This window comes from Parvibaculum sp. (genome assembly GCF_049651025.1).
Classification (GTDB): domain Bacteria; phylum Pseudomonadota; class Alphaproteobacteria; order Parvibaculales; family Parvibaculaceae; genus Parvibaculum.
Map to the genome: position 1 here is coordinate 1 of NZ_JBASBH010000021.1, position 23,551 is coordinate 23,551.

Here is a 23,551-nt window from a genome sequence, read left to right on the forward strand (position 1 = left end):
CGTCATGCCAGACTTCGATGGACGCGCGCCAAACATTCGCGAGACGATGAATTTTTCCTGCCATGTCGACCATGCCATTGTCGGGCTCATGGATCCCGCGCATGGCCCATATGTGCATCGCTCATGGTGGTGGCGTTCAAAAAAATCCATTCATGAGAAGGCAAAGGCATTTGCGCCGAGCCCGCTCGGCTTTGCGATGGTTGAACACGAGCCATCAAGCAATTCGCTAGCCTATAAAATTCTCGGTGGCACCCCGACGACCGAGATTGCATTCCGGCTTCCCGGCATAAGGATCGAGCGCATCAAGGCCGGACGGCATCGCCTCGTCGGTCTGACGAGCGTCACGCCTATCGACGAGAAGACGACGGAGATCACTCAATCCTTTTACTGGACGATCCCGTTTCTTTCGATCTTCAAACCGATCGTTCGGCGTTTCATGCGGAGTTTTCTCGGCCAGGACCGGGACATGGTGAACCTGCAGCAAGAAGGATTGCGCTTCGATCCGCGCCTCATGCTCATCAACGATGCCGATGTGCAGGCCAAGTGGTATCAGCGGCTGAAGAGTGAATGGGCTGAAGCCGTCGAGCAAGGTCGGCCATTCGAGAATCCCGTGAAGCCCGCCACTCTTCGCTGGCGCAGCTGACGTCAGGCTTTCGAAAAACGTTGGTGAAGAAACTCGCCGAGAATTTCGATTGCCGCCTCGCCTTCCTCAAGCATCTGATAGAAGGCGTGCCACACATGGAACATGCGATCCCACACTTCGATGTGCGCATCGACGCCCGCCGCCTTCGCGCGCTCAACGAAAATGCGTGCGTCGTCGAGCAACACCTCGTCGGTGCCGACATGAACGAGCAAGGGCGGCAATCCGGTTAGATCGGCGAGATTTGGCGAGGCAAGCGGATCGCGGGCGTCCGCGCCTGCGAGATAAACCGCAGCCAACCCTCTGATCGATTCCGGCGTTATCATTGGATCGACGGCAGCGCGGCTGAGATAGGTTTCGGTATCGCAGGTCAAATCCGTCCATGGACTGATGAGGATCGCGCTGGCGGGCATCGGCAAGCCTTGATCGCGAGCCGCGATGAGCGTTGCCGCTGCCAGCCCGCCACCAGCAGAATCGCCGCCGAGCGCAATGGTGTTCGCGGCATGACCGTGATCCAGAAGCCAGCGATAGGTTTTGACGCCATCGACAACGGCTGCAGGAAAGGGATGCTCTGGCGCCAGCGCATAGTCGACACTCAACACACAAGCCCCGGCCGCGATTGCCAGGCGTCCCGTCACGTGTCGATGTGAAAGCGGTGAGCCGACGACATAGGCGCCGCCATGGAAATAGATGAGTACTGGCGAAGATGACGGAGACAAGCCATCTGGAATCATCCACTCAGCCTTTAGCCCACCGAGGTCCACGGCCTCAATGCGCACACCCGCCGGTACCGGAAAAACCTCAGTGTTCTTGTCCATCACCGCACGACGTTCGGCGAGCGGCAACTCGCCGCGCCTGCCGCGCTCTCTGACGAGCGCCACCACCTCGTCGACATTTTTCTTTGGCCGCTGACGATCCATGGACATTCGCGCCTCCCTATGCTTCGATCTCCCGCCGGGACCATCATGCCTCGGACTCAAGAGGATGCAAGCGACGCCATGAACGGAGACCATGTCTCGTGAGCGAGTCTTCCAATCAGAAAATTGCGGGCGACAAAGATTACCAGCGCATCCTTGATGCGGACGGCAAGACGCTGTTCGTCGTTGTACCGGGAAATGAATTTGAGCTGCTGACGCAAACGGTCGACGCAGCGCGAGAAATGATTGAGGTGCGCGCGGCCCTGTCCAGCCGACTCGTTGATCGACTGGGCGGACAAGATGGCGTACCGGCAACGGTCGCACATCGGATCGCCGAGGGACAAAGCCCGGTGCGGGTCTGGCGGGAAAGCCGGGGCCTTAAAGCGATTGCGCTGGCGCGAGCAGCCGGGATCAGCCCGGCCTATCTGTCTGAAATCGAGACAGGAAAAAAAGACGGGACGTTTCGCACGATGGCTGCGATTGCGCGCGTGCTCAATGTCTCGCTCGACGATCTCGCACCACCGGCCGACGACGACAGCCGCAAAGCACGCGAACGCAGCGCACTTGTCGAAGGCGTACGCGCGCAGGTGCGCATGCTGGTCGATCTCGTGACTGGCCCCGTCGATTTCAATACGGCGGCGGTGCGCCGCGTCGTGACGACGCTGGCAGCCGATGGCGTGACGCTCAAAGCCAATGGCCATGGCGGAGAGCCATGGCTCGACAATGTGCTGAATGGCGTGAGAGCGGTGCTCGACCTTGTCGACAAGGCCGAGAGCGACATTATCGCAACGGCGGCGCGTGCGCGCAGCGCACTAGAAGATATAATCACGCAGCCGGATTTCATGCCGTCGGCGGAAGCTGCCGCACGGGTGGCTGCCGAGCCAGAAGCCGTTGCGTCATCTGCTTCCGCGGCCGAATGAAGGCTATGTCTCGGACGGTATCTGTGTTTCGGCAGATATGGCCCAATCCCAGCAATGCAGAACGAGATCGGCGCGATCGGTGGAGATTGCATCGAATACGGCTGTAATCCGTTCAAAGAACGATCCGCCGGACAGATCAACATCGCGCAATCTGGCCAATGCGGCAATCAGCTCGGCGAATTGCGCGCGCGACAGGCCGAGGGCCTTGCCGTAAATCGCAACGGGCTCGCCTCCCATATCGCCGATAATGCGCAACGCAGTTTCAACGCGAATGCGGCCCGCTGTCGCAAATTCCTCGGCGAACTCATCTCGCATTCTCATTCCAGCAAGATCAAGGAGCCGCGCCAGTTCGGCCTTCGACATCGCGACAGGAGGCCGAACGAGAGAGAGCGTGACGTGCAGCGCTTCGTCCACACTGCTTGCAGCCAAACCTGCATCCAGCACGTCATCGAGCGCCGAATGCATCATGCGTCGTTCGATGGAGTAGCGCCCGAGAATTTCTTTGCGCCCTTCCAGCGATGCCCACCAGAACATGAGCTGCGCGAGGCGCATTGTCAGTTCGGGGCGCGCGAGCAGCAAGGGCTGATATTCCGGTTCGCTGGCGCTACGGCGCACAAGCGTTTCCATTGCACGCGTGGAAAGCTCGGCAGCGGGATTTAAAAGCATCCGACAAATTGCGGCGGCGCTGGCGTGGTCTATCAATGCCTCGACGACTGCGGCTGACAGCGCTTTCCGTTCGGCGATCGCGAGCTGATGGTCGGCGCTTGCGGTGCGAATAATCTGAACCAGATCGCCTGCCTGCAATGCGAGGCTGCTGCGCAGGACCGGTGCAGCAACATCAATCGTGTCGCGCGCAAGTGCGAGCGTCAATTCACCCGGTCCCTCGGGAAGTTGTGCGATGCGTTCGGCGAGACGCCTGCGGCCAGTTGCGTCGAGACGCGAGACAGCAGACGCGATCACAGTATCGATCAGGCCGCGCTCCTGCGGCGTCATGCGACCAGACGGCAATAGCGCAAGGTCAGCGAGGCGACGCAGCAACAGGTCGCGCTCACTCGACGAGGATGCGGCCTCGTGCCCTGTCATCGCCTCGTGTCCACCCACCGCCATTTCGAGAGCCCGGTTCCAAAACGTTTCAGCCGGAATTTTCGCCTGGCTACTCGCTTATCTGAGCATCAACCGTGTTAAAACCTCGTAAACTATAGTTATGGTGTGGCGACGGACCGCTTAGTACATTCGCCAGCTTACGAGTTTCGCCCAAGGAGTTTAGGGATGGCCAAACGCTTCAGAAGAACCGCAACTCTCGGCCTGGCGCTTGCTGCCATGCTTGCGCTCGCCGCCTGCGGTACGTTTGGCGCCGACAGCAAATATAGCGAGGACCCGCTTTACGGCACCGGCTATTCGGATGGTTGCGGATCAGGTGCTTCCTATGTGCCGGGCGATCCTTCGACCCTGCACCGCGACCCGGAAGGCTGGGGCAAGAGCAAGGCCTATCGGGCCGGGTGGAAGAAGGGCTTCAATGCCTGCAAGGTTTCGTCCGGGGGGCAATCGAGCACCATGCCTGCCGATAGTTATGGCCGTCGCAATGGGCCGAGCGGGTATTGAAGGGAAACGTCATGCGCATGATCCTTGGACTGATTGTTCTTCTGATCGCCGTCGCGATCATCGTTCCCGTTGTGAAATATGGCACGGTCGATCCCTGCCGCATGCTCGCCAAAGACATCGCGGATGAAGGCTATGCAAAGCTCGCCAATGCGATGGGCGCAGAGCCGGGCAAAACGCCGGAAGCCGCCGAAGCAATGGGAAGAATGATGACGAGCCAATATTCGCAGCGCGAATGCATGATGAAACTCAAGGACCGCTGGTTCGGCGTCGAAAAGCCTTGAGGCATATCTAGGTTGACGCGACGACCTGCACCGGCAAATCCGGCGTCATCGTTTCCGAAGGATCGGCAAGCTCGCGCCAGGTGACGCCGTCGATCTCTTCGACGAGCGCCGCGCCGCCGACTTCTGACGGCCATCGAAATCCCGGCGCGACATTTCCTGAAAGCAATATGCGAGAGATCAGGAGCGTCGCATCTGCCGTATACAGATGAGCGGCAGGCGCTTCGAGGCGGGCGCGACGCACGCTGCCGTCTGGCGCGCGCGCTTCACCCCATACGATGGAGCGTGATCTGGAAAGCTGCTTGTCAGTCGGTCCCGCGCGGCGGCCCGCAATGCGGCGTTCGAGTGCGGCGAGCCTGTATCCGTGACGGAACATCCAGCGGCGAATACCGGCGCGTTTCAGGAGGCGCGTCAATGCCGGATGCAGAACTTCGTATGAGTTGACGGTCGTGAAAGGCCCGCGGTGCTGCGCGGAAATACCTTCGCAACGCCACGGCGCGAGGAACGCTGTTTCCTCGCCATTGTAAAAATCAACGTCTACGGATGAATTAGCCGGTGACGACGTTGTGAGCCGTCCATTTTTCAGGGTCTCGCCGGGCACGCGGCAGGCGGCAATCAGGCTGCCTGCTTCGGCGCGAGACAGCGGGCTGCGATGGACGGCGATGGTCAAATTCCGGGCTGCGGGAAGCAGGGTGGCAAGGCGGGCCGACATGGCGTCGGCGGCGGCGACGTCGAAACTTGTCCCCGCAATCAGGACGATTCCGGCTCGTTCTGCCTCATCATTTCGAGCCAAAACCTGCGAGAGATTGAGCCTTTCCGAGCAGATGTCGAGATAGTGCGTGCCTGTGGCGAGGCAGGCGTCGATCAGGGCGGGTGAGGTCTTGGAAAAACGGGGAGAACAATTGACGAGGACCGCCACGTCGTCGAGCTGGGTCGCGAGACGGGACTTATCCCCGAGACCGAAAATGCGCGGCTCGACCAGTCCGGCGCGGGCTCGTGACATCGCATTGGCGTGGGTAGCCACGCGGGCGATATCCCCGCCTGCTGCAATATGTGCAAAGGCTGCCCCGGCCGCGCGGCGCGAAATCAACGCGCCCGCAAATTCCTCGACACCGTAAATCAGCAACCTTGTCTTCATCGTCATTTTCCCGACGGCAAACCTTCAAGCGGGCTTCCCGTCCCCCGATCGGATGGTCCATTGTCACGGGCCGGGAGTGACCTTGCAATGAACCTGTCGACACGAGCCATAGCGACGCTGGTAATCGTCACCAATGTTTTAACCATTGCCTTTGGCGCGACGGAATCCGGCGCCATGCAGCCCCGTATTTCTACGGGCCAAGACCTTTATGAAGCGTGCAAGACGCTGGCGAATTTTGCCCTGAAGCCGGAGGGCCCGACGCCGCGCAAGGGGCTCTATTGCCGTCAATATCTCGCCGGTTACTTCGCGACGCTCAAATATGTGCATGACGACGATAACGCGAAGGCGGCGCTCGGCATGCCGCTATATGCACCGGACTGCATCGATATTACGGGGCCGCGTTCTTACGAACAGCTTGCAGCGCGGGTGATACACAGCGCGGAGTGGCATCCCGAACTCCTTGGGCAACCCGCGCTTCAGCTCGTCCACGTTGCGTTTGGATCATCGCCGCCTTGTGCAAAATGAGGCGGCGGGCTTGCGTCATGCCCAGCGGGTGAAGCGGCCGTGAAAATCGGCGCGACCGAGAAGCCGCGTTTCGCCTGTCGGCCAGAGCGTCAGTTTGACGGCGGCGGTGCCGAGCGTTTCGTCCGGTTCGGCGCGGAGCCAGGCGACGGGCGCATCGGCGGTGGCTGCGGTTCCGGCCACTTCCATTGCAAGCTTGATGCGGCGCGCAACATCCGGCGGGAGATATTGCCAGACGATGGTGTGAAGCAGGAGCTTTACGACGCCTTTCGTGCCGGGCGCAGCAAAGTGGCGCTCCACCCAATCGGCAGCATCGGCGGTTTCGACGCGGAAGCCTGAGCGCGCGATGCTTTCAAGTGCAGCAGCAAGGCGGGCTTTGCGCGCCGTCTGATCGGGCCAGACATAGGAAAGAAGGCGCTCGCGCGTTTCATCTGCTGACGGATCAAGCGGGTTTTGATCGCAGGCGTGGCGCGCGTTTATGGTGAGGGGCGCATCAAGCGGCGGGCATGAGCCGCTCCATATTTGCTCGATATGGACGCCCTCGGCATCCGATCCCCATGCCCTGCCCTCACCCAGATCATAGGCGTAACGGTCAAAGCCGAGATTGAGACCGGCGCTGGAGCCGATTTCATAGAGGTCGATCGGCATTTTCGTCATGGCCGCGAGATGCAATGCACCGCCGAGAATGGTGCCGGAGCGCGCGACCTCGTTGGTCTGGGGCGGGCTGTCGAGGAACCCCGTGAGGAAAGCGTCGTGTACGACGATGGCCTGAGCGATGGCGGCCCAGAGCGTTTCATCGTCCACTTCATGCGGCGGATAGGCCGAGGTGAGCGCGGGAGCGAGTCCCGAACGGCTCAAGGCATTGAGGCCGCCAGCCGCGCGAAGCGGCAAGGCATCGCGCTCCGACCGACCCGGCCAATTGAGAATGCGGCTGCCGAAGGCGCTTTCATCGGTCAGGCGCTCGGCCAGCAAGGCGCAGACACGGCTCGTGAATGGCGAGCCGAGTGCGCTGCAGGCGAGCGACTGCCGAAGGAAGTCTTTGCGGACGTCTTCGTGCATGGGTACCTGGAATGACGGTTTCATGCGGCCTTCTCGTCGGGCCAATGACCGATATAGGCAGACTGCGGACGAATGAGGCGACCGACGCGCTCCTGTTCCATAACATGAGCCGACCAGCCGACGACGCGCGACATTGCGAAAACGGCGGTGACGGCGGAGCGCGGTATGCCAAGGGCTTCGAGCAATATGGCTGTGTAATATTCCATATTGGTGTCGAGGCGCTGATCGGGCTTTGCCTCGCGGAGTGCGGCAAGCGCGCCCTTTTCAACGTCGCGGGCAAACAATACGCGCTCATTGCCGTTTGTCAGAAGCGTCACGGCCTTGTTGAACACATCAGCGCGGGGATCTCGGACCTTGTAGACGCGGTGGCCGAAGCCCATCAGGCGTTCGCCCTTCGCGATTTCACGCCTGAGCCAGGGCATGATGTTTTCGCGCGTGCCGATGTCGTCCAGCATGTCGAGTACGGGGCCGGGCGCGCCGCCATGCAGCGGCCCCTTCAAGGCGCAAAGCGCGCCGACGATGGACGAGATCATGCCCGCCCGCGTCGAGGCGATGACGCGGGCGGTGAAGGTGGAGGCATTCATGCCGTGATCCGTTACCGTCACCAGATAGGCATTGAGGGCCGTTACCTCCGCTTCGCTTGCGGGCTCTCCGCGCAACATGCGCAGGAAATCGGCCGCATGGCCGTGATGGGCGACCGGGGCGACGGCGGACGCGCCCTTTTCGCGGCGGCAAAGAGCGGCGACAAAAACGGGAACGGCGCCGACCGCGCGGATATGGGCGGGTAAGTCGCCCTCGTCGGACAGGAGCGAGAGACCGGCGCGCAGACCCTCCGTCACGGTGAGACCCTTGGTGGAGGCGAGCAGCAGCGGCACGAGGCGGAAGGCGGCGACACGCGCCTCGCCCAACTGGCGGCGCACGGCGCTTTCGTCCGGCGCGGGGTCGAGACCGGCGGTGCGCCAGAGGAGAGCGGCGGCGGCTTCGAAATCGTGGGAGGCGACCAAAACCTCCAGATCGTAACCGGCGATGACGAGACGGCCCGCCTCGCCATCGACATGGCTGAGCGCGGTTTCGGCGGCGACCACATTGTCGAGGCCTGCGGCGCTGGCGCGCTTCAAAACATTGTTCTCGGACATCACGACACCTCACTTTCGGGGCGGCAGCACCCGAATGGGCCCCGCTTCTGAGCCAAATCTGGAGGTGGCTTGATATATCGTCAATCTTGATTAAGCTAATCAATGTATATGAATGACGAGCCAGCCATGCCGCGCAAAGCCGACGCCCCGGAAAACCTCTACCTCTCCGCCAAGGAGGCCGCCGCCGAATTGGGGGTGAGTCTAGCCACGCTTTACGCCTATGTGAGCCGCGACATGATCCGCTCCGAGCCGGTGGCCGATACGCGGGCGAAGCGCTACCGGGCGGAAGATGTGCGCGTGCTGAAGGACCGGCGGAGCGGCCATGCGGCGTCGCAGGCGGCGGATGCGAGAGGCGCGCTGAACTTCGGCGGATTGCCGGTGCTCGATTCCGCGATCACGCTGATTGCGGACGGCAAGCTGCATTACCGGGGATCGGACGCGACGGCGCTGGCGCGCAATTCGAGCCTCGAACAAGTGGCGGCGCTGCTCTGGGGATGCCGCGATGTGCAGCCCTTCACGCGCGACGCCGTTCTGACCATGACGCCGATGCTTGAAACACTGCATACGGAGCTTTCGCAAATGCCGCGTATTGCGCGATGCCTTGCGCTGCTGCCTGTTGCCGAACTCGACGATCCTGCAGTTTACAACATGACGGACAGGGGGCTTGCGGCGACGGGGGCGCGGCTGCTGCGCTATGTGGCCGCTGTCATTTCCGGCGTCGCGCCATCGGCGGAGCCGGTGCATGAGGTGCTGGCGCGCGCGCTCACCATGGGCGACAAGCGGGCCGCCGATCTCATTCGCGCGGCGCTGGTGCTTTGCGCCGACCATGAACTCAATGCATCCGCCTTCACGGCACGCTGCGTCGCGGGAACGGGCGCGACGCTTTATGCGTCGGTGCAGGCGGGCATCTGCGCGGCAGAGGGACCGCGACATGGCGGCTTCACCAATCGCGTCGAAAGTTTTCTGACGGATATGGCGCATCGGCAGGATCTTGAAGATGCCGTGCTGACGCGCCTGCGCAATGGCGATCCGGTGCCGGGCTTCGGGCATCCGCTTTATCCCGATGGCGACCCGCGCGCCAGAACGCTGCTGAAGATGATGCAGGATTCCTATGGCGACGATCCGGCGTTTCAGCGCTCGCAAAGGATCATGGATGTGATGGCGGATGCGGGCGGCGTCAAACCCAGCGTGGATTTCGCTATCGGCGCGATGGGCGCTACGCTGCGCATGCTGCCCGGTGCGGGACTTGCCGTCTTCGTGCTCGGGCGCACGGCGGGCTGGATCGGCCATGCGATCGAGCAACATCGTTCGGGCCATATGATCAGGCCGCGCGCGAGATATACGGGGGACATTCCACGATGAGCGAAAACGGACGCGTGGCTTTGCTGGCAGGCGCGAGCGGCCTTGTCGGCAGGTCTTTGCTAAAGCTGCTTCTGGCCTCGCCAGACTATGGTCGCGTGGTGACGGTGACGCGGAAGAAGCTCGACACTGAACATCCCAAGCTCACGCAGATCGTGACGGATTTCGATGCGGTGGAAAGCGCGGTGGCTGCGTCCGGCGCGCATGTCGACGATGCGTTTTGCGCGCTCGGCACGACGATCAAGGCGGCGGGAAGTCAGCCGCAATTTCGCAAGGTCGATTTCGACTATGTGGTCGGCTTTGCCCGCGCGGCAAAGGCTGCTGGCGCGCAACGCTTCTTGCTCGTCTCGGCGATCGGCGCGGGCGCTTCATCGTCGATCTTCTATTCGCGCGTGAAGGGCGAGGCGGAAGATGCGGTCGGCGCGATCGGATTTTCGGGCCTGCATATTTTCCGGCCCGGATTGCTGTTTGGAGAGCGCGCTGAAAGGCGGCCGCGTGAAGCGATGATCATGGCGCTGACGCCCTTCCTCAATCCGCTGATGATCGGCGGCGCGGTGCAATATCGGGGCATTCCGGGGGAGACCGTTGCCAAGGCGATGGTCGCGGCGGCGCTGCGCGGGAACGCGGGGCGGCATGTGCTGACATATCGGGAGATGATGGCGCTGGCGCGGTGATGCTTCGCGGCGGGTTCCGAGCGTATGGCTCCTGGATCCCGGGACAAGCCCGGGATGACAGCAGAAACTAGGTGACGCTGCGATATGTTGCGCTTGTGCGGCGGCGCGTGCTCGAAGGTTGACGCTCCATGTCTCCTCGCCCAGACTTTCAGTCGGGAGGAGACAGGATGGCAAAAGCAGAAAATGCATTGCCGGTTGCGCGCAATGTCGCGGAAGCAAAGCAGCAACTGGATGAGCAGGGCCTCACCATCATGGAGGGTGTGCTCGACACCGATGGCGTTGCGGCGACGTGCGATGCGCTGAAGCGCGGCATCGAAGCGGACGAAACGCAAGGCGTGCCGCTCAATGGATTTTCATTCGATCCCGATACGCGCAACACGCGCGTTTTCAATCTCGTCGGAAAGGATCGCGCGTTTCGCGATCTCGTCGAGCATCCGACAGCCATCGATCTGGTGCGCCATTTGCTCGGCCATGAATTTCTGCTGTCGAATTTTTCAGCCAATGTGACCGCGCCGGGTTCGGGCGCGATGGGGATGCATGCCGATCAGGGCTATGTGCCCGCGCCATGGCCGCCCTACCCGCTCGCGATCAATGTCGGCTGGGCGCTCGACGATTTTACGGTGGAGGTGGGCGCGACGCGCTTCGTGCCCGGCTCGCATAAAAAGGATCACGGGCCGGACTGGGGCGCGAGCTATGACGAGGCTGTGCCGATCACCTGCAAGGCGGGATCGATTTTCGTGATGGATGGCCGCGTCTGGCATCAGACGGGCGCGAATGTGAGCGCGGACAAGACGCGCGCGGGGCTCTTTGCCTATTACGTCCGCCCGTTCCTGCGTCCGCAATGGAACTGGTATCAGACGGTCACGCCCGAATTGCTCAGGGAAGTAAGCCCGCTGATGCGCGACATGCTGGGCTTCGGCAGCAATCCGACGAGCGACCTGCAAACGCTTTATCTCAAGGAGGCCTGAGGTTTCGGGCGGGAGAGGACATGCTGAACAAGATGACGCAAGGGGCGAGCCTTCCGAAACCGACGCGCGATCTTGCCCGCGCGGCGCGCGACATAAAGGAACACGGGCTTTGCCTTGTCGAAGGCGTGCTGGAAGGCGCGACGCTGGCGCGCGTGCATGATGCGCTTTATCGCGCTGCTTATGACGATCGGGCGCGTGGACGCGAACAGAAATTCGGCCTCGACTATGCGCATGACGACACGAACCAGCGCGTGTGGAATGTGCTGAGCCGCGATCCTGTTTTCTCCGATCTTGTGGAGCACCCTGCCGCGCTGGAGCTGCTGCGCTCGATCATCGGCTGGCCTGCGCTGCTCGGCAATATCTCGGCCAATATCACCGGGCCGGGCGGCGGCGAGATGGTGCTGCATGCCGACCAGATTTTCGTGCCGGAACCCTGGCCCGCGGAGCCGCAGGGCGTGAACGTCTGCTGGTGCGTCGACGATTTCACGGAAGAGAACGGCGCGACGCGCATGGTGCCGGGAAGCCATTTGCACCACCGCAATCCGAAGGCCGAAGAAGCGGCAACGGACACGGTGCCGCTTGAAGCGCCTGCGGGCACGATGATCGTCATGGAAGCGCGCGTGTGGCACAAGACGGGCCTCAACCGCACGGCTGACAAGCGCCGCGCCGGAATTTTCGCCTGGTATACGCGGCCCATTTATCGGACGCAGGAGAACTGGTTTCTTGCGCTCGACCCATCCGTCAGGCAATTCGCCTCGGACACGATGCTTGAGCTTCTGGGATACAAGACCGCAGGGCTCGGACTGGTGAACGGCGCGTCGCCCGCCTAGCCCGCGTCCGGCCGCGCGGCACCGGGTAGACGGATAACCGGCCAATTCTCCGACACCTACAAAACTGTCCGTATATGCATTTGCAACAGGCGCAGATGCTATAGTTTGCGGGAACAACAATGGCGCAATGCCAGAGAATCGCGTGAGGGTCATATGACGGTGCCGGGGGAGCAAACGATCAACGCCGAAATGGTGGACGTGGCGACGCGGACGCAGCGTTTGCGGCTTTATCTCGGCGGTCAGGCGAGCTGGTACATCAGCCTCGGCATTCAGTTCGTGATTTTTCCGTTTCTGGTGACGCAGGTGCTGCATGAGCCTGCGGCGCGACTCGGCATCGCGCAGATGTCGCTGATGGCGCCGTCGCTGCTTTTCATGCTGCTGGGCGGCACGGTGGCCGATCATGGCGATGTGCGGCGCATATTGGTGCGCGTGCATTGGCTTGCCGCCATTCCGCCGCTGGTGCTGGCCGGGGTCTTCATCAGCGGGCATTTGAGCTATGGATTCCTGATCGCCTATGCGCTGGCCATGGGAACGCTTGGCGCCTTTGCCATGCCCGCGCGCGATTCAGCGCTGACGCGCATTGCCGAAACGGGCATTCAGCAGGCGGTGACGCTGGCCATGGGCACGCAGATGGGCGGGCAGCTTGTCGGCATGCTCATCGTCGCCTTTGCCGCCATCATCGGCGCACCTGCATTGCTGATCTTTCAGGCCCTGCTGGTGATTGCCGGCGGCTGGGCGACGACGAAACTGCAACCGCTGCCGCCGGCGCAGACGAGCGCGGGCGAAGGACGGCTTGCGCAGATACTGGACGGGATTGCGACCGCGCGGGCGCACAGCATTGTTTTCGCGGTGATCGGCGTCAATTTCGCGGTCGGGCTTTTCTATGTCGGCAGCTTCATGGTGGTGCTGCCGCTGATGGTGCGCGACATCTATCACAGCACCGTCACTGAATTTGCGGTTCGCTTCGCGCTCATCAATATCTGCTTCTGGGGCGGCACGATTTTCGCCACCATGGCGCTGCTGAAGGTCGGCCATATCGTGCGGCGCGGGCGCGTGATGATGGGCGCGGTCTCATGCGGGCTCATCATTCTGGCGCTGCTCGCATTGACGATGCCGTTCTGGGTGCTCTGCATTCTCTGCTTCCTCTGGGGCATCGGCGCGGGCACGACGATGACGATGGGGCGGACCATCGTGCAATTGGCGGCGCCGGCCAGCCACAGGGCGCGCGTGCTCGCATTTTACCAGCTCGGCTTTTCCGGCGGCGCGCCTATCGGCTCGCTGCTGATGGGCTTCCTCGTCGGCTGGCTCGGCATCCATCAAGCCGTGCTGGTGCCTGCCGTCGTGATGATCGGCATTGTCATTGCGCTTCTCATGTCGCCGCTCTGGCGCTATCACGCCGAGGAAAGCTGAGTGGATACGGACGAAAACGCGGCGGCTGAGGAGCCGCGCTCCGATCTTGCCTGGTATATGGGCGGCATCTGGTTCTATTTCATTTCAAGCGGCATTCAGGGCGTCATCTTTCCCTGGCTTGTCGCCATCGTGCTGCATGAAAGCTCCGACCGCGTCGGCATTGCGCAGATGATGATGATGCTGCCCATGCTGCTGTTCACGCTGTTTGGCGGGGCGCTGGCCGACCGGCTGGAATTGCGCAGCCATTTGCAGCGCTTGCAGCTTATCCAGACCGTGCCGCCGCTGATGCTTGCCTGGCTGATCTATACGGGCCACCTCACATATGAAATCGTGCTCGGCTTCGGCGTGGTGCTTGGCATATTGGGCGCCTATGTGATGCCGACGCGCGATGCGATGCTGACGCGGGTCGCCGTTGTAAGCCTCAAGGGCAATATTCAACGCGCCGTCGCGCTTGCCATGAGCGGGCAGTTTCTCGCGCAGGTCGGCGGGTTTCTTGTCGGTGGCACGGCGATGATCGTCGGCGCGCCTGCCCTTTTCGTGCTTCAGAGCGTGCTGCTTGCCTGCGCGGCGTTCACGACATCGAAGCTCTCGCTCGCGCCACCCGCGCCTCTCAGCGGCGCGCGCAAGTCGCAACTCTCCGACATCAAGGAAGGCCTCGTCGTTCTATGGACGAGCGAGAGGCTGCGGCCCGTCGTGCTGATGATGTTCATGTCGGGCGTGCTGTTCATGGGCGTCTTCATGGTGCTCTTCCCGATCATGGTGCGCGACATCTATCACGGCAGTTCGTTTGAGCTTGCGGTGATCAACATGTGCTTCTTCGGCGGCATCGGCATTTCGTCGTTCACGCTGAGCCGCATGCGCCCGATCCGCAGGCAGGGGCGCGCGATGATGCTCGCTATGTGCACGGGCTCCGTGGTGATGGTCGTCATGCATTTCGGCTTCTCGATCTATGTCGTCGATGCGCTGGCGCTGTTCTGGGGTCTTGCGGGCGGCGTGTCGATGACGCAATCGCGCGCGGTGGTGCAGGAATTTGCCAGCCCGCATATGCGCGCGCGGCTGATCTCGGCTTTCCAGCTCGGCACGATGGGCGGCGGGCCGCTGGGCGCGCTGCTGACGGGCTATCTGATCAAGTGGATGGGGCCGCTCGATGCCATTCTGGTGCCGGTCGTGCTGATGATCATCTTGTGGCTGTCGATTTTCTTCTTCACGCCGCTCTGGAAGCTGGAAGCGCCGAGGGCGGAGGCGCGGGGGTAGACGCCGAGTTTTTGGCAAGGCCGGGATGACGGCAGAGGATGCGGGAGACAAAAAAGGCGGGCACCGGGCCCGCCTTTTCAATGTCACTTGTATTCGCGCTTCGGCCACCAGGGGAAGAAGGACGGCATGTTCTTCGAGACGCGGTCGGGATATTTCGCCGGGCGCTTTTCGAGGAAGGAGACGACGCCTTCCTTTGCGTCGTCGGTGCGGCCACGCGCATAGATGGCACGGCTGTCGATCTTGTGCGCTTCCATCGGATGGTCGGCGCCAACCATGCGCCAAAGCATCTGGCGCGTCAGGGCGACGGAAACCTGCGCCGTGTTGTCGGCAATTTCGCGAGCCAGAGCGCGGGCGGCGGGGAGCAGGTCTTCGGGCTTGTGCAGCGAGCGCACGAGGCCGCCGTCAAGCGCATCCTGCGCGCCGAAGACGCGGCCCGTATAGGTCCATTCAAGCGCCTGCGAAATGCCGACGATGCGCGGCAGGAACCAGCTCGAGCAGGCTTCCGGCACGATGCCGCGACGGGCGAAGACGAAACCGAATTTCGACGTGTCCGACGCAAGGCGAATATCCATCGCAAGCTGCATGGTGACGCCGATGCCGACGGCCGGGCCATTGACGGCGGCGATGACGGGCTTCAGGCATTCATAGATGCGCAGCGTCAGGCGGCCACCGCCGTCGCGCACGGCTTCGTTGCTCCAGTCGATGGAGCCGTCGGCGTTGACCGGGTTGCCCTGCTTGTCGGGGCGGTCTTCGCGCTCGGCGTAATCGAAGGTCTTGGCGCCTGCGGAGAGGTCGGCACCGGCGCAGAAGGCGCGGCCTTCGCCCGTCACGATGATCGCGCGGACATTGTCGTCGGCGTCGGCCTTGTCGAAGGCGTCGATCATGTCGAGCATCATCTGGCCGGTGAAGGCGTTGAGCTTGTCGGGCCGATTCAGCGTGATGGTGAGAATCTGATCCTCGACCTCGTATTTGATCGTCTCGTAGGCCATTTTTTTCGCTCCCTGTTAGCGGCAATTGCCGAATTTCTGCGCCTGGGCCTGCGGCTCCCTTGCGTCAACTTACAAATGTTGACGCCGCGACAAACTTGCGCTCCTTTGCAGGGAACGGGGCCCGACGGCTTGTCCTCGGCCCTGATATAACAACGGACCCACAGAAAAGCGAAGTCCCTCGGCGGGCGAAACGCTTGCGGTCTACAGTTCCGGCAAATTGCCTTTGGGAGACGAGCCTGATGCATCCTTCTATTCACGCCAAGACCACGCCCGACAAAGCCGCCTATATCATGGCTGCGACCGGCGAGACCGTCACTTACAAGGAACTCGACGAGCGCTCCAACCAGCTCGCGCATATGTTCCGCGATGCGGGGCTGAAATACGGCGATTCCATCGCGATCTTCATGGACAACAATGCGCGCTTTTATGAAATCTGCTGGGCGGCGCAGCGTTCCGGGCTTTACTACACCGCGGTTTCTTCGCGTCTGACGGCTGGCGAGATTGCCTATATCGCCGAAGATTGCGGCGCGAAACTGTTCTTCACCTCCACAGCGCTGGCGCCGGTCGCGGCTGAACTCATCTCCGGCAATCATCTGCCGAAGGTCGAGCGCAAGTTCATCGTCGGCGGGACGCTTGCCGGATATGAATCGCTTGAAGATGCGCGGGCCAAATTTCCGCTGACGCCGATCGCCGACGAAATTTCGGGCATCGACATGCTCTATTCGTCAGGCACGACGGGCCGCCCGAAAGGCGTGCGCCACGAGCTGACCAATACGCCGATCGACGAGCCGGGCGCGCTGGTGGGCCTTGGCATGATCCTCTATGCCATGGACAACAACACCATCTATCTGTCGCCCGCCCCGCTTTATCACGCGGCACCCTTGCGCTGGTCGATGTCGGTGCAGAAGCTCGGCGGCACGGTCATCGTCATGGAGCATTTCGACGCCGAGGAATCGCTGAAGCTGATCGAGAAGTACAAGGCCACTCACAGCCAGTGGGTGCCGACCATGTTCGTCCGCATGCTGAAAATGCCGGAAGATGTGCGCAAGAAGTACGACGTGTCGTCGCTGAAGGTCGCCATCCATGCCGCAGCGCCCTGCCCCATTCCCGTCAAGGAGCAGATGATCGAATGGTGGGGCCCGGTGATCTACGAATATTATGCGGGATCGGAAGGCAACGGCTTCTGCGCGCTCAATTCGGAAGAATGGCTCGCGCATAGGGGCTCTGTCGGCAAGCCGCTCAATGCCATCGCGCATATTTGCGACGACGAGGGCAAGGAACTGCCCGTGGGCGAAGCGGGCACGATCTACTTCGAGAGCGACTCCAAATTCGAATATCACAACGATCCGAAGAAGACGGCAGAGTCGCGCCATCCCGAGCATCCGACATGGTCGACGCTTGGCGATATCGGCAAGGTGGATGAGGATGGCTATATCTACCTCACCGACCGCAAGGCGTTCATGATCATTTCCGGCGGCGTCAACATCTACCCGCAGGAAGCGGAAAACCTGCTCGTCATGCATCCCAAGGTCGCGGACGTTGCCGTTATCGGCGTTCCGAACGAGGATTTCGGCGAAGAGGTGAAGGCGGTCGTGCAGCCGGTGGACTGGGCCGATGCCGGTCCGGCCTTCGAGGCGGAACTGCTGGAATACTGCAAGACGCAGCTTTCGGCGATCAAATGCCCGCGCTCGGTCGATTTCGAGGAGGAACTGCCGCGTCACCCGACGGGCAAGCTCTACAAGCGCCTCATCCGCGACCGTTATTGGGACAATCGGGATTCCAAGATCGTCTGAGGACGGAGAGGGTCGCGCGGGATGCGGGACGTTATGCTAATGTCTCCTCACAATCAGAGGAGATTCGAGCATGACGTTCCTGCGCCCCATCATCGCAGCCACAGCGCTGGCTGCCGCCTTCTTCATCGCTTCGGCGGGCATAGACAGCTCCGCATCGGCGGCGAACGAGGTCTATACGAGCGCCCAGCGGTGCAACAACAAGCAGGGTGCCGGGCGCGATTTCGCGCAGGACGCTTACGTCTATTTCGATACGAATTCGAGCCGCCTGAGGCCGCAGGACCTCGGCAAGATCAAGCACATCTATGGCATTGCGAAGGGCAAGCAGGCGCAGCAGATATGCCTCTTCGGCAAGGCGAGCAAGATCGGCGATGCGCGCTCCAATGCGGCGCTGGGGCGCAAGCGGGCGACGAATGTGGCCCACGAGCTGGAACGGCTCGGCTGGCCAAGCTCGCGCATCGTCATCGGCACCGAGGGCGAGGCCTGGGGCTGGCTTGAGGACATATTGACCTCGGATTCGGAAGATGACCGCCGCGTGATGATCCGCCTGTCGCAGTAACCGGCGCTCTTAATACTGGTTGGCGGATCGGCCTGGCGCCGCTACTTTGTCGCCAACGAATTTTGCCCCTGCCGCTCAGGCAAGGGCCGATAGCCACACTTCCACAAGACCGAACGGGAGATGCCAAATGCGCATGTTCAACACTGTTGCCGAATACATCGCCGAAAAGGGCAATGAGATCGGCGTGAGCGATTGGGTTCAGATCGATCAGGACCGTATCAACAAGTTCGCCGATGCCACGGGCGACCATCAGTGGATCCACATCGATCCGGAGCGCACCAAGAAAGACCTGGGCATGCCGACCATTGCGCATGGCTATCTGACGCTTTCGCTGCTCCCCTATCTGATGGGCCAGATCAGCGGCGTGAAAAGTGCGACGCGCGGCATCAACTACGGATCGAACTCGGTTCGTTTCACGCAGATGGTTCCGGTCGGCTCCAAGGTGCGCGCCCGCGTCAAACTGAAGGACGCGCAGCCCAAGGCCGGCGGCTACCAGATCACCAATGAAGTGACGATGGAAATCGAAGGCCAGGAGCGCCCGGCCATGGTTGCCGAGACGCTGACGCTGATTTTCGAATAAGCGACACTCTATCCATCACGATGAGATCATGCTGCGCCGTTCCGCTTTATTGCGGGCGGCGCAGTTTCTTTTTGCCCGTGGTGTGAGCGGCCGCATTGCCCGTCGGGGAACCTTATGGCGCCCCATGCGCTTTATTTACATGCAGGCTTCAATGCGAATGAAGCCGCAGCGCGATCAACGTCAGCTCATCACGTATACCGTCCCCCTTCGATGGCCAGCTTCGCGCGGGCCGAGGACGGTTTCGTATGGCCAAAAAGGAACATGTATAATGACCACCAACGTCCAGCACGATATCAAGGTTCTGAACGGTCTCATCGAAACGACGCTCGACAGCGCGTATGGCTATGGCGATGCGGCGAAGGATGCGAAAAATCCGAGCTTCAAGTCGCTCTTCGAGCGCCGCTCCATGCAGCGCAAGCAATTGACCGCCGATCTGCAGGCGCAGGTACGCACGCTTGGCGGCAAGCCGGAAGATGACGGCACGGTTCTCGCCGCCGCGCATCGCGTGTTCATGAACCTCAAGAACTCCGTGACAGGCGACGACCAGAGCGTGATCAACGAGGTCGAACGCGGAGAAGATCATATTAAGGCAAAGTTCGAGGAAGCCTTGAAGGACAGCGCCGTTTCCGCCCCGGTCAAGGAGGCGATCACCACAGCCTATGTTCTGGTGAAGGCCGATCACGACCAGATGCGCGATCTGAAGCATGAGATGAAACGGGCTTCCTGAGCCCTTCAATCGCTGAGTGATGGCGGGCCTGCTGAAAAGCGGCGCCCGCCATTTTCTTTTGTGCCTTTGACGAAGGCGGTGCGCGCACTATCTTTACAGTATCGCCAAACCCGCAGCCGCCCGCGCAGGAGTTGTTCAATGACCGACACGCCAAAAATTGTGAAAAGCGACGCGGAGTGGCGCGATGAGTTGAGCCCGCAGCAATATGAAGTGGCGCGCAAGGGCGGAACGGAACGCGCCTTTACCGGCCCGTGGGTGAATGAACACCGGCCCGGCACCTATTTCTGCGTCTGTTGCAGCAAGCCGCTTTTCCGCTCGGAGACGAAATTTGAAAGCGGATCGGGCTGGCCGAGTTTCTTCATGCCGATCGAGGCGCAATCCGTCGAGGGGATCGAGGACAGCAGCCACGGGATGCGTCGCATCGAGGCGCGTTGCGCGACCTGCGAAGCGCATCTGGGCCACGTGTTTCCAGACGGGCCGAAGCCGACGGGCTTGCGCTTCTGCATGAACGGCACGGCGCTCGACTTCAAGCCGGACGAGCAAGACAATCCCTGACGCGCTTGCCTCTCCCTTTTGAGGGAGAGGGGCTTCTTCACAAGACTTCATCTTCCAGCGCACCCCCCACCCAATCTTCCCCCTCAAGGGGAGGGCTTCAGAGACAGCGGGACCTCGACCAAATGAAACTGACACCACCCGCCACAGCGCCCAAGGCCGAGGCGCGGCCGCAGAGCGATACGTATCACGGCATTACGCGCGTCGATAATTACGCATGGCTGCGCGATCCCGACTGGCGCGAGGTGATGCGCGATCCGAATGCGCTGTCGGCGGATATTCGCGCCTATCTGGAAGCGGAGAACGCCTATACGGAAGCGACGCTGAAGCCGCTCGATGCATTGCGCGAGACGCTGTTTACCGAGATGAAGGGCCGGATCAAGGAAGACGACAGCTCCGTGCCCTCGTCTGACGGCGCTTACGCCTATTTCACGCGCTACGATCAGGGCTCGCAGCATCCGATCTTCGGGCGCAAGAGCGCATCGGGCGACGAGACGCTGCTCGACTGCAACAAGGAAGCGGAGGGCGAAGCCTATTTCCACATCGGCGATGCCGATCACTCGCCCGATCATCGCTTGCTTGCATGGTCGGCGGATCGCAAGGGTTCGGAATATTTCACTGTGCGCGTGCGCGATCTTGCGACCGGCGCGGACCTTGCCGATGAAGTGGTCGACACGTCAGGCGGCATTGCGTGGGATGCGGCGGGAAAGAGTTTTCTCTATGTGCGCGTCGATGAGGAGCATCGGCCGCTCAAGGTCTATCGCCATGTAGTAGGCACGGATGCGGCGAGCGATGCGCTCATCTATGAGGAAACCGATACAGGATTTTATGTCGGCGTCGGCAAAACGCAGAGCGGGCGCTTTCTGCTGATCGAGACGCATGACCACCAGACGAGCGAAATCAGGCTTGTGCCGGCGGACGCGCCCGAGACGGCGCCGAAGCTTGTCGCGGCGCGCGAGCACGGCGTCGAATACGACATAGAGGACGATGTGGCGCGGAAGCGTTTTCTCATCCTCACCAATGCGGATGGCGCGGAAGATTTCAAGATCGTGGAAGCGCCGCTCGATACGCCAGAGCGCGCAAATTGGCGCGATGTGGTGGCGCATCGGCCCGGCACGCTCGTTCTCGCGCATGTCGCCTATCGCGATCATCATGTGCGGCTGGAGCGGCGCGACGGGCTTTCGCGCATCGTCATCGCCAGGCTCAGCGATGGCGCCGAGCATGAAATTTCATTCGATGAAGAAGCCTATGACCTCAATCTTTCGTCGGGCTTTGAATATGAAACGACGCGGACGCGGTTTTCATACAACTCAATGACGACGCCTGCGGAGGTCTATGATTACGACATGGGGACGCGGGAGCGGACTTTCCGCAAGCGTCAGGAGATTCCCTCCGGCCACAACCCCGCCGACTATGTGACGCGGCGGATTTTCGCGACTGCTGCGGATGGCGAGCGCGTGCCAGTGTCGCTGCTTTACGCTCGGGAGACGCCGCTCGACGGGAGCGCGCCATGCCTGCTTTACGGATATGGCTCTTACGGGATCAGTATTCCATCGTCTTTCTCGGTGACGGCGCTGTCGCTGGTCGATCGCGGATTTGTCTATGCGGTGGCGCATATTCGCGGCGGCAAGGAGAAAGGCTATCGCTGGTATAGCGACGGGAAGCTGCTGAAGAAGCGCAACACGTTTACCGATTTCATCGCGGCGGGCGAGCATCTGGCGAAAGAGGGTTTCACCTCGCGCGGGCAGATCGTTGCGCATGGCGGCAGCGCGGGCGGGATGCTGATGGGCGCGGTGTCGAACATGGCGCCCGATCTTTTCAAGGGCATCATCGCCGAAGTGCCCTTTGTCGATGTGATGGCGACGATGCTCGATGCGTCGCTGCCGCTGACGCCGCCGGAATGGTACGAGTGGGGCAATCCGCTGGAGAGCGAGGAAGCCTATCGCTACATGGCGTCATACTCGCCTTACGACAATGTGCGCCCGCAGGCCTATCCGCATATCTTCGCGCTGGGCGGGCTGACCGATCCGCGCGTGACCTATTGGGAGCCCGCGAAATGGGCGGCGAAGCTCAGGGCGCTACGGACCGACGACAAGCTCACGCTGCTGCGCATCAACATGGAAGCAGGACATGGCGGCGCGTCGGGGCGCTTTGAGCGGCTGAAGGAAGTCGCGCTGGTTTATGCGTTTGCGCTTGAGGTGACGGAGCGGGGGTAGGTCGTATCGACATTCTGGATGCTGCAAGGCGCGGCTCAGAAGCACTCGCCTACCCTGACAATGTCATCCCGGGGCTTGTCCCCGGGATCCATGGCGGACCGCCAGTGAGCGGGGGAAGATGGGTCCCGGGAACAAGTCCCGGGACGACGCTTCTATTTTTGATGAAGTCAGAAGACTTGATCGGGCGATCCATCTTTGCGGCACGACGGAGAGAAGCTGGATGCCCCGGTCAATCCCGGATCAAGTCCGGGAGGGGCATGACGAATGGGGTCGTGAGGGCCGCGCTCCCTCCCCGAAGCGCGGCCCCACAGCGCTCAGCCTTTGAAGGGAGCGCAGGTTGCTTTTTGCCGGATGGCATCGAGCGCGGGGAAATCTTCCACGCTTTCGACGACGCGGCGGACAAGGACGAGGCCCTTGGCCGTTGGCGCTTCGACGATTTCGCTGTCTGCCGGCACGTTGGCGGGCTTCGACGCGCCGGGCGCAAGCACGATGACGTCGAGTTCCTTGCCGTGCGAATCCCTGTCGTTGCGGACGAAGTAATTGTCCGTCGTTGCCGAATAAAGCGCGACGGAGGTGTAAGGCGCGGTGAGCGGCACGGTCACGCGCACCGGGCCTTTGGAGAGATCAAGCACGCAGGTCGAATAGGCAAGGTCCGGGCTCGGGCGGACGATGGTGCGCGCCTCAGCGGTGGCGAGCGGCGGTTCGACGAACATGTTGACCTCGCTTGTGCCGCCGATCTTCGCCATGGCTTTCGACATGATGAAGCCGGGCAGCGCATGGATGGCGGCCACATGCACCAGAGCGCCAAGCGCCAGAACGGCGACGATGAAGACTGTGAGACGCTTCATTTGCAGCTCTCCTTGACGATCGTGGGCAGCTTTGCCGCGCCGGGGTCTGCATAGACGGACGCGTCTGGATTGTAGAAACGCGCGGTCATGTCGAAGCGTTCGCCCAGCTTCACCGGCAGCCAGTTGCCTTCCTGATGGTTGGCGGAAACGCGGACGATGTAGTGACCATCCGCTTCGCGCTTCACTGTCGTTTTCGAGAAGGAATAGATGCCCGCCTCATTGGGAATGAGGAAGCTGTCAGGGCCATAGGCCGTAACGCTCCACCAGCGCGTGGCGAGGTCGTTGCCGGTGACGACATAGGTGCAACTGCCCGAAAGCGTTTCGCCTGCGCTGTCGGTGCTGGCCGTGTAGTAGAGCGTTTCCTTTTTATCCAGCGCGAGCAATCCGAAGCGGGCGACGCGGGCACGCGTATACATGTCCGCACTGGCGCTGCCTGCGGCGAGGCTCGCATGCCAGGGGCCGATGGTGACATCGTCACCCATTCCGCCGGTTCTCATCACCAGCATGGCGGAGCCGAGGCCGAGCACCACGGCAAGGACGACGATGCCGCCCCAATAGAGAAGGGATTTCATATCCGGGTCCT

The 23,551-nt window shown here is 61.7% G+C and carries 24 protein-coding genes and 1 pseudogene; 17 read left to right on the forward strand and 8 right to left on the reverse strand.

Annotated elements, in window-relative coordinates; genetic code table 11:
* Positions 1 to 643: pseudogene (locus WA943_RS02430) on the forward strand (aromatic ring-hydroxylating dioxygenase subunit alpha); the annotation flags it as partial.
* Between the two features lie 2 nt (positions 644 to 645).
* Here the strand turns inward: WA943_RS02430 and WA943_RS02435 are convergent.
* Positions 646 to 1,566: an alpha/beta hydrolase gene (locus WA943_RS02435; protein WP_424468244.1), complete on the reverse strand. Its 921-nt coding sequence runs from the start codon at positions 1,564 to 1,566 to the stop codon at positions 646 to 648.
* Positions 1,567 to 1,658: 92 nt separating this feature from the next.
* Between WA943_RS02435 and WA943_RS02440 the strand changes: the two genes are divergently transcribed.
* Positions 1,659 to 2,477, forward strand: coding sequence for a helix-turn-helix domain-containing protein (locus WA943_RS02440; RefSeq protein WP_424468245.1), 819 nt, complete (start codon positions 1,659 to 1,661; stop codon positions 2,475 to 2,477).
* Between the two features lie 3 nt (positions 2,478 to 2,480).
* Here the strand turns inward: WA943_RS02440 and WA943_RS02445 are convergent, their stop codons facing one another.
* Entirely contained in the window at positions 2,481 to 3,560 is a 1,080-nt protein-coding gene (locus WA943_RS02445) for a DUF2336 domain-containing protein (protein ID WP_424468246.1), read from the reverse strand.
* A gap of 186 nt (positions 3,561 to 3,746) precedes the next feature.
* Between WA943_RS02445 and WA943_RS02450 the strand changes: the two genes are divergently transcribed.
* Together WA943_RS02450 and WA943_RS02455 are read left to right on the forward strand one after the other, a co-directional pair.
* Positions 3,747 to 4,079: a hypothetical protein gene (locus tag WA943_RS02450; protein WP_424468247.1), complete on the forward strand. Its 333-nt coding sequence runs from the start codon at positions 3,747 to 3,749 to the stop codon at positions 4,077 to 4,079.
* Between the two features lie 11 nt (positions 4,080 to 4,090).
* Positions 4,091 to 4,360 carry a hypothetical protein gene (locus WA943_RS02455; protein ID WP_424468248.1) on the forward strand — a complete coding sequence of 90 codons (270 nt, stop codon included), beginning with the start codon at positions 4,091 to 4,093 and terminating at the stop codon, positions 4,358 to 4,360.
* A gap of 7 nt (positions 4,361 to 4,367) precedes the next feature.
* Here the strand turns inward: WA943_RS02455 and WA943_RS02460 are convergent, their stop codons facing one another.
* On the reverse strand, positions 4,368 to 5,495 hold the full coding sequence (locus WA943_RS02460; protein ID WP_424468249.1) for a saccharopine dehydrogenase NADP-binding domain-containing protein: 1,128 nt from the start codon (positions 5,493 to 5,495) through the stop codon (positions 4,368 to 4,370).
* Between the two features lie 87 nt (positions 5,496 to 5,582).
* Between WA943_RS02460 and WA943_RS02465 the strand changes: the two genes are divergently transcribed.
* Complete coding sequence (locus tag WA943_RS02465; RefSeq protein ID WP_424468250.1) at positions 5,583 to 6,020, forward strand: Rap1a/Tai family immunity protein; 438 nt, start codon at positions 5,583 to 5,585, stop codon at positions 6,018 to 6,020.
* A gap of 15 nt (positions 6,021 to 6,035) precedes the next feature.
* Here WA943_RS02465 and WA943_RS02470 read toward each other — a convergent pair whose 3' ends face one another.
* Both WA943_RS02470 and WA943_RS02475 read right to left on the reverse strand, forming a co-directional pair.
* Positions 6,036 to 7,100 (reverse strand): DUF2332 domain-containing protein, encoded by a 1,065-nt coding sequence (locus WA943_RS02470; RefSeq protein WP_424468251.1) that lies wholly within the window; start codon positions 7,098 to 7,100, stop codon positions 6,036 to 6,038.
* Positions 7,097 to 8,212, reverse strand: a complete 1,116-nt coding sequence (locus WA943_RS02475; RefSeq protein WP_424468252.1) for a citrate synthase/methylcitrate synthase — start codon at positions 8,210 to 8,212, stop codon at positions 7,097 to 7,099. Before WA943_RS02475 ends, WA943_RS02470 begins: the two co-directional genes overlap by 4 nt.
* Before the next feature lie 126 nt (positions 8,213 to 8,338).
* Between WA943_RS02475 and WA943_RS02480 the strand changes: the two genes are divergently transcribed.
* The 6 genes from WA943_RS02480 to WA943_RS02505 all read left to right on the forward strand — a co-directional run bounded on the left by WA943_RS02480 (position 8,339) and on the right by WA943_RS02505 (position 14,707).
* The gene (locus WA943_RS02480) at positions 8,339 to 9,574 is read left to right on the forward strand and encodes a citrate synthase family protein (protein ID WP_424468253.1); all 1,236 of its coding nucleotides are present in this window, start codon (positions 8,339 to 8,341) and stop codon (positions 9,572 to 9,574) included.
* Positions 9,571 to 10,245, forward strand: a complete 675-nt coding sequence (locus WA943_RS02485) for an NAD(P)H-binding protein (RefSeq protein WP_424468254.1) — start codon at positions 9,571 to 9,573, stop codon at positions 10,243 to 10,245. Before WA943_RS02480 ends, WA943_RS02485 begins: the two co-directional genes overlap by 4 nt.
* Before the next feature lie 167 nt (positions 10,246 to 10,412).
* Positions 10,413 to 11,213, forward strand: coding sequence for a phytanoyl-CoA dioxygenase family protein (locus tag WA943_RS02490; protein ID WP_424468255.1), 801 nt, complete (start codon positions 10,413 to 10,415; stop codon positions 11,211 to 11,213).
* 20 nt (positions 11,214 to 11,233) lie between these two features.
* Positions 11,234 to 12,043 (forward strand): phytanoyl-CoA dioxygenase family protein, encoded by an 810-nt coding sequence (locus WA943_RS02495; protein WP_424468256.1) that lies wholly within the window; start codon positions 11,234 to 11,236, stop codon positions 12,041 to 12,043.
* A 153-nt stretch (positions 12,044 to 12,196) separates the two neighbouring features.
* Positions 12,197 to 13,453 (forward strand): MFS transporter, encoded by a 1,257-nt coding sequence (locus WA943_RS02500; RefSeq protein ID WP_424468257.1) that lies wholly within the window; start codon positions 12,197 to 12,199, stop codon positions 13,451 to 13,453.
* Positions 13,454 to 14,707 carry an MFS transporter gene (locus WA943_RS02505; RefSeq protein ID WP_424468258.1) on the forward strand — a complete coding sequence of 418 codons (1,254 nt, stop codon included), beginning with the start codon at positions 13,454 to 13,456 and terminating at the stop codon, positions 14,705 to 14,707.
* An 83-nt stretch (positions 14,708 to 14,790) separates the two neighbouring features.
* On the opposite strand, the gene WA943_RS02510 is transcribed toward WA943_RS02505, so the two are convergent.
* The gene (locus WA943_RS02510; RefSeq protein WP_424468259.1) at positions 14,791 to 15,696 is read right to left on the reverse strand and encodes a crotonase/enoyl-CoA hydratase family protein; all 906 of its coding nucleotides are present in this window, start codon (positions 15,694 to 15,696) and stop codon (positions 14,791 to 14,793) included.
* Positions 15,697 to 15,932: 236 nt separating this feature from the next.
* Between WA943_RS02510 and WA943_RS02515 the strand changes: the two genes are divergently transcribed.
* The 6 genes from WA943_RS02515 to WA943_RS02540 all read left to right on the forward strand — a co-directional run bounded on the left by WA943_RS02515 (position 15,933) and on the right by WA943_RS02540 (position 22,120).
* Positions 15,933 to 17,489 carry an AMP-binding protein gene (locus WA943_RS02515; RefSeq protein ID WP_424468277.1) on the forward strand — a complete coding sequence of 519 codons (1,557 nt, stop codon included), beginning with the start codon at positions 15,933 to 15,935 and terminating at the stop codon, positions 17,487 to 17,489.
* A 70-nt stretch (positions 17,490 to 17,559) separates the two neighbouring features.
* A complete protein-coding gene (locus WA943_RS02520) occupies positions 17,560 to 18,045 on the forward strand; it encodes an OmpA family protein (RefSeq protein WP_424468260.1) in 486 nt (161 codons plus the stop codon).
* A 127-nt stretch (positions 18,046 to 18,172) separates the two neighbouring features.
* Positions 18,173 to 18,625 carry a MaoC family dehydratase gene (locus WA943_RS02525; protein WP_424468261.1) on the forward strand — a complete coding sequence of 151 codons (453 nt, stop codon included), beginning with the start codon at positions 18,173 to 18,175 and terminating at the stop codon, positions 18,623 to 18,625.
* Between the two features lie 268 nt (positions 18,626 to 18,893).
* Entirely contained in the window at positions 18,894 to 19,352 is a 459-nt protein-coding gene (locus tag WA943_RS02530) for a PA2169 family four-helix-bundle protein (RefSeq protein ID WP_424468262.1), read from the forward strand.
* A 138-nt stretch (positions 19,353 to 19,490) separates the two neighbouring features.
* Positions 19,491 to 19,907, forward strand: coding sequence for a peptide-methionine (R)-S-oxide reductase MsrB (msrB, locus tag WA943_RS02535; RefSeq protein WP_424468263.1), 417 nt, complete (start codon positions 19,491 to 19,493; stop codon positions 19,905 to 19,907).
* Between the two features lie 122 nt (positions 19,908 to 20,029).
* Positions 20,030 to 22,120 (forward strand): S9 family peptidase, encoded by a 2,091-nt coding sequence (locus WA943_RS02540; protein WP_424468264.1) that lies wholly within the window; start codon positions 20,030 to 20,032, stop codon positions 22,118 to 22,120.
* Positions 22,121 to 22,434: 314 nt separating this feature from the next.
* On the opposite strand, the gene WA943_RS02545 is transcribed toward WA943_RS02540, so the two are convergent.
* On the reverse strand, positions 22,435 to 22,968 hold the full coding sequence (locus tag WA943_RS02545) for a DUF1254 domain-containing protein (RefSeq protein WP_424468265.1): 534 nt from the start codon (positions 22,966 to 22,968) through the stop codon (positions 22,435 to 22,437).
* Complete coding sequence (locus WA943_RS02550) at positions 22,965 to 23,540, reverse strand: DUF1214 domain-containing protein (protein WP_424468266.1); 576 nt, start codon at positions 23,538 to 23,540, stop codon at positions 22,965 to 22,967. The genes WA943_RS02545 and WA943_RS02550 overlap by 4 nt, the downstream gene beginning before the upstream one ends.
* Positions 23,541 to 23,551 lie beyond the last annotated feature (11 nt).

What these genes read in the sequence shown, in the direction of transcription:
- WA943_RS02435 (WP_424468244.1), bottom strand. Translation starts at nt 1,566, where the DNA reads ATGTCCATGGATCGTCAGCGGCCAAAGAAAAATGTCGACGAGGTGGTG.
- WA943_RS02445 (WP_424468246.1), bottom strand. Translation starts at nt 3,560, where the DNA reads ATGACAGGGCACGAGGCCGCATCCTCGTCGAGTGAGCGCGACCTGTTG.
- WA943_RS02450 (WP_424468247.1), top strand. Translation starts at nt 3,747, where the DNA reads ATGGCCAAACGCTTCAGAAGAACCGCAACTCTCGGCCTGGCGCTTGCT.
- WA943_RS02455 (WP_424468248.1), top strand. Translation starts at nt 4,091, where the DNA reads ATGCGCATGATCCTTGGACTGATTGTTCTTCTGATCGCCGTCGCGATC.
- WA943_RS02460 (WP_424468249.1), bottom strand. Translation starts at nt 5,495, where the DNA reads ATGAAGACAAGGTTGCTGATTTACGGTGTCGAGGAATTTGCGGGCGCG.
- WA943_RS02465 (WP_424468250.1), top strand. Translation starts at nt 5,583, where the DNA reads ATGAACCTGTCGACACGAGCCATAGCGACGCTGGTAATCGTCACCAAT.
- WA943_RS02470 (WP_424468251.1), bottom strand. Translation starts at nt 7,100, where the DNA reads ATGAAACCGTCATTCCAGGTACCCATGCACGAAGACGTCCGCAAAGAC.
- WA943_RS02475 (WP_424468252.1), bottom strand. Translation starts at nt 8,212, where the DNA reads ATGTCCGAGAACAATGTTTTGAAGCGCGCCAGCGCCGCAGGCCTCGAC.
- WA943_RS02480 (WP_424468253.1), top strand. Translation starts at nt 8,339, where the DNA reads ATGCCGCGCAAAGCCGACGCCCCGGAAAACCTCTACCTCTCCGCCAAG.
- WA943_RS02485 (WP_424468254.1), top strand. Translation starts at nt 9,571, where the DNA reads ATGAGCGAAAACGGACGCGTGGCTTTGCTGGCAGGCGCGAGCGGCCTT.
- WA943_RS02490 (WP_424468255.1), top strand. Translation starts at nt 10,413, where the DNA reads ATGGCAAAAGCAGAAAATGCATTGCCGGTTGCGCGCAATGTCGCGGAA.
- WA943_RS02495 (WP_424468256.1), top strand. Translation starts at nt 11,234, where the DNA reads ATGCTGAACAAGATGACGCAAGGGGCGAGCCTTCCGAAACCGACGCGC.
- WA943_RS02500 (WP_424468257.1), top strand. Translation starts at nt 12,197, where the DNA reads ATGACGGTGCCGGGGGAGCAAACGATCAACGCCGAAATGGTGGACGTG.
- WA943_RS02510 (WP_424468259.1), bottom strand. Translation starts at nt 15,696, where the DNA reads ATGGCCTACGAGACGATCAAATACGAGGTCGAGGATCAGATTCTCACC.
- WA943_RS02520 (WP_424468260.1), top strand. Translation starts at nt 17,560, where the DNA reads ATGACGTTCCTGCGCCCCATCATCGCAGCCACAGCGCTGGCTGCCGCC.
- WA943_RS02525 (WP_424468261.1), top strand. Translation starts at nt 18,173, where the DNA reads ATGCGCATGTTCAACACTGTTGCCGAATACATCGCCGAAAAGGGCAAT.
- WA943_RS02530 (WP_424468262.1), top strand. Translation starts at nt 18,894, where the DNA reads ATGACCACCAACGTCCAGCACGATATCAAGGTTCTGAACGGTCTCATC.
- msrB (WP_424468263.1), top strand. Translation starts at nt 19,491, where the DNA reads ATGACCGACACGCCAAAAATTGTGAAAAGCGACGCGGAGTGGCGCGAT.
- WA943_RS02540 (WP_424468264.1), top strand. Translation starts at nt 20,030, where the DNA reads ATGAAACTGACACCACCCGCCACAGCGCCCAAGGCCGAGGCGCGGCCG.
- WA943_RS02545 (WP_424468265.1), bottom strand. Translation starts at nt 22,968, where the DNA reads ATGAAGCGTCTCACAGTCTTCATCGTCGCCGTTCTGGCGCTTGGCGCT.
- WA943_RS02550 (WP_424468266.1), bottom strand. Translation starts at nt 23,540, where the DNA reads ATGAAATCCCTTCTCTATTGGGGCGGCATCGTCGTCCTTGCCGTGGTG.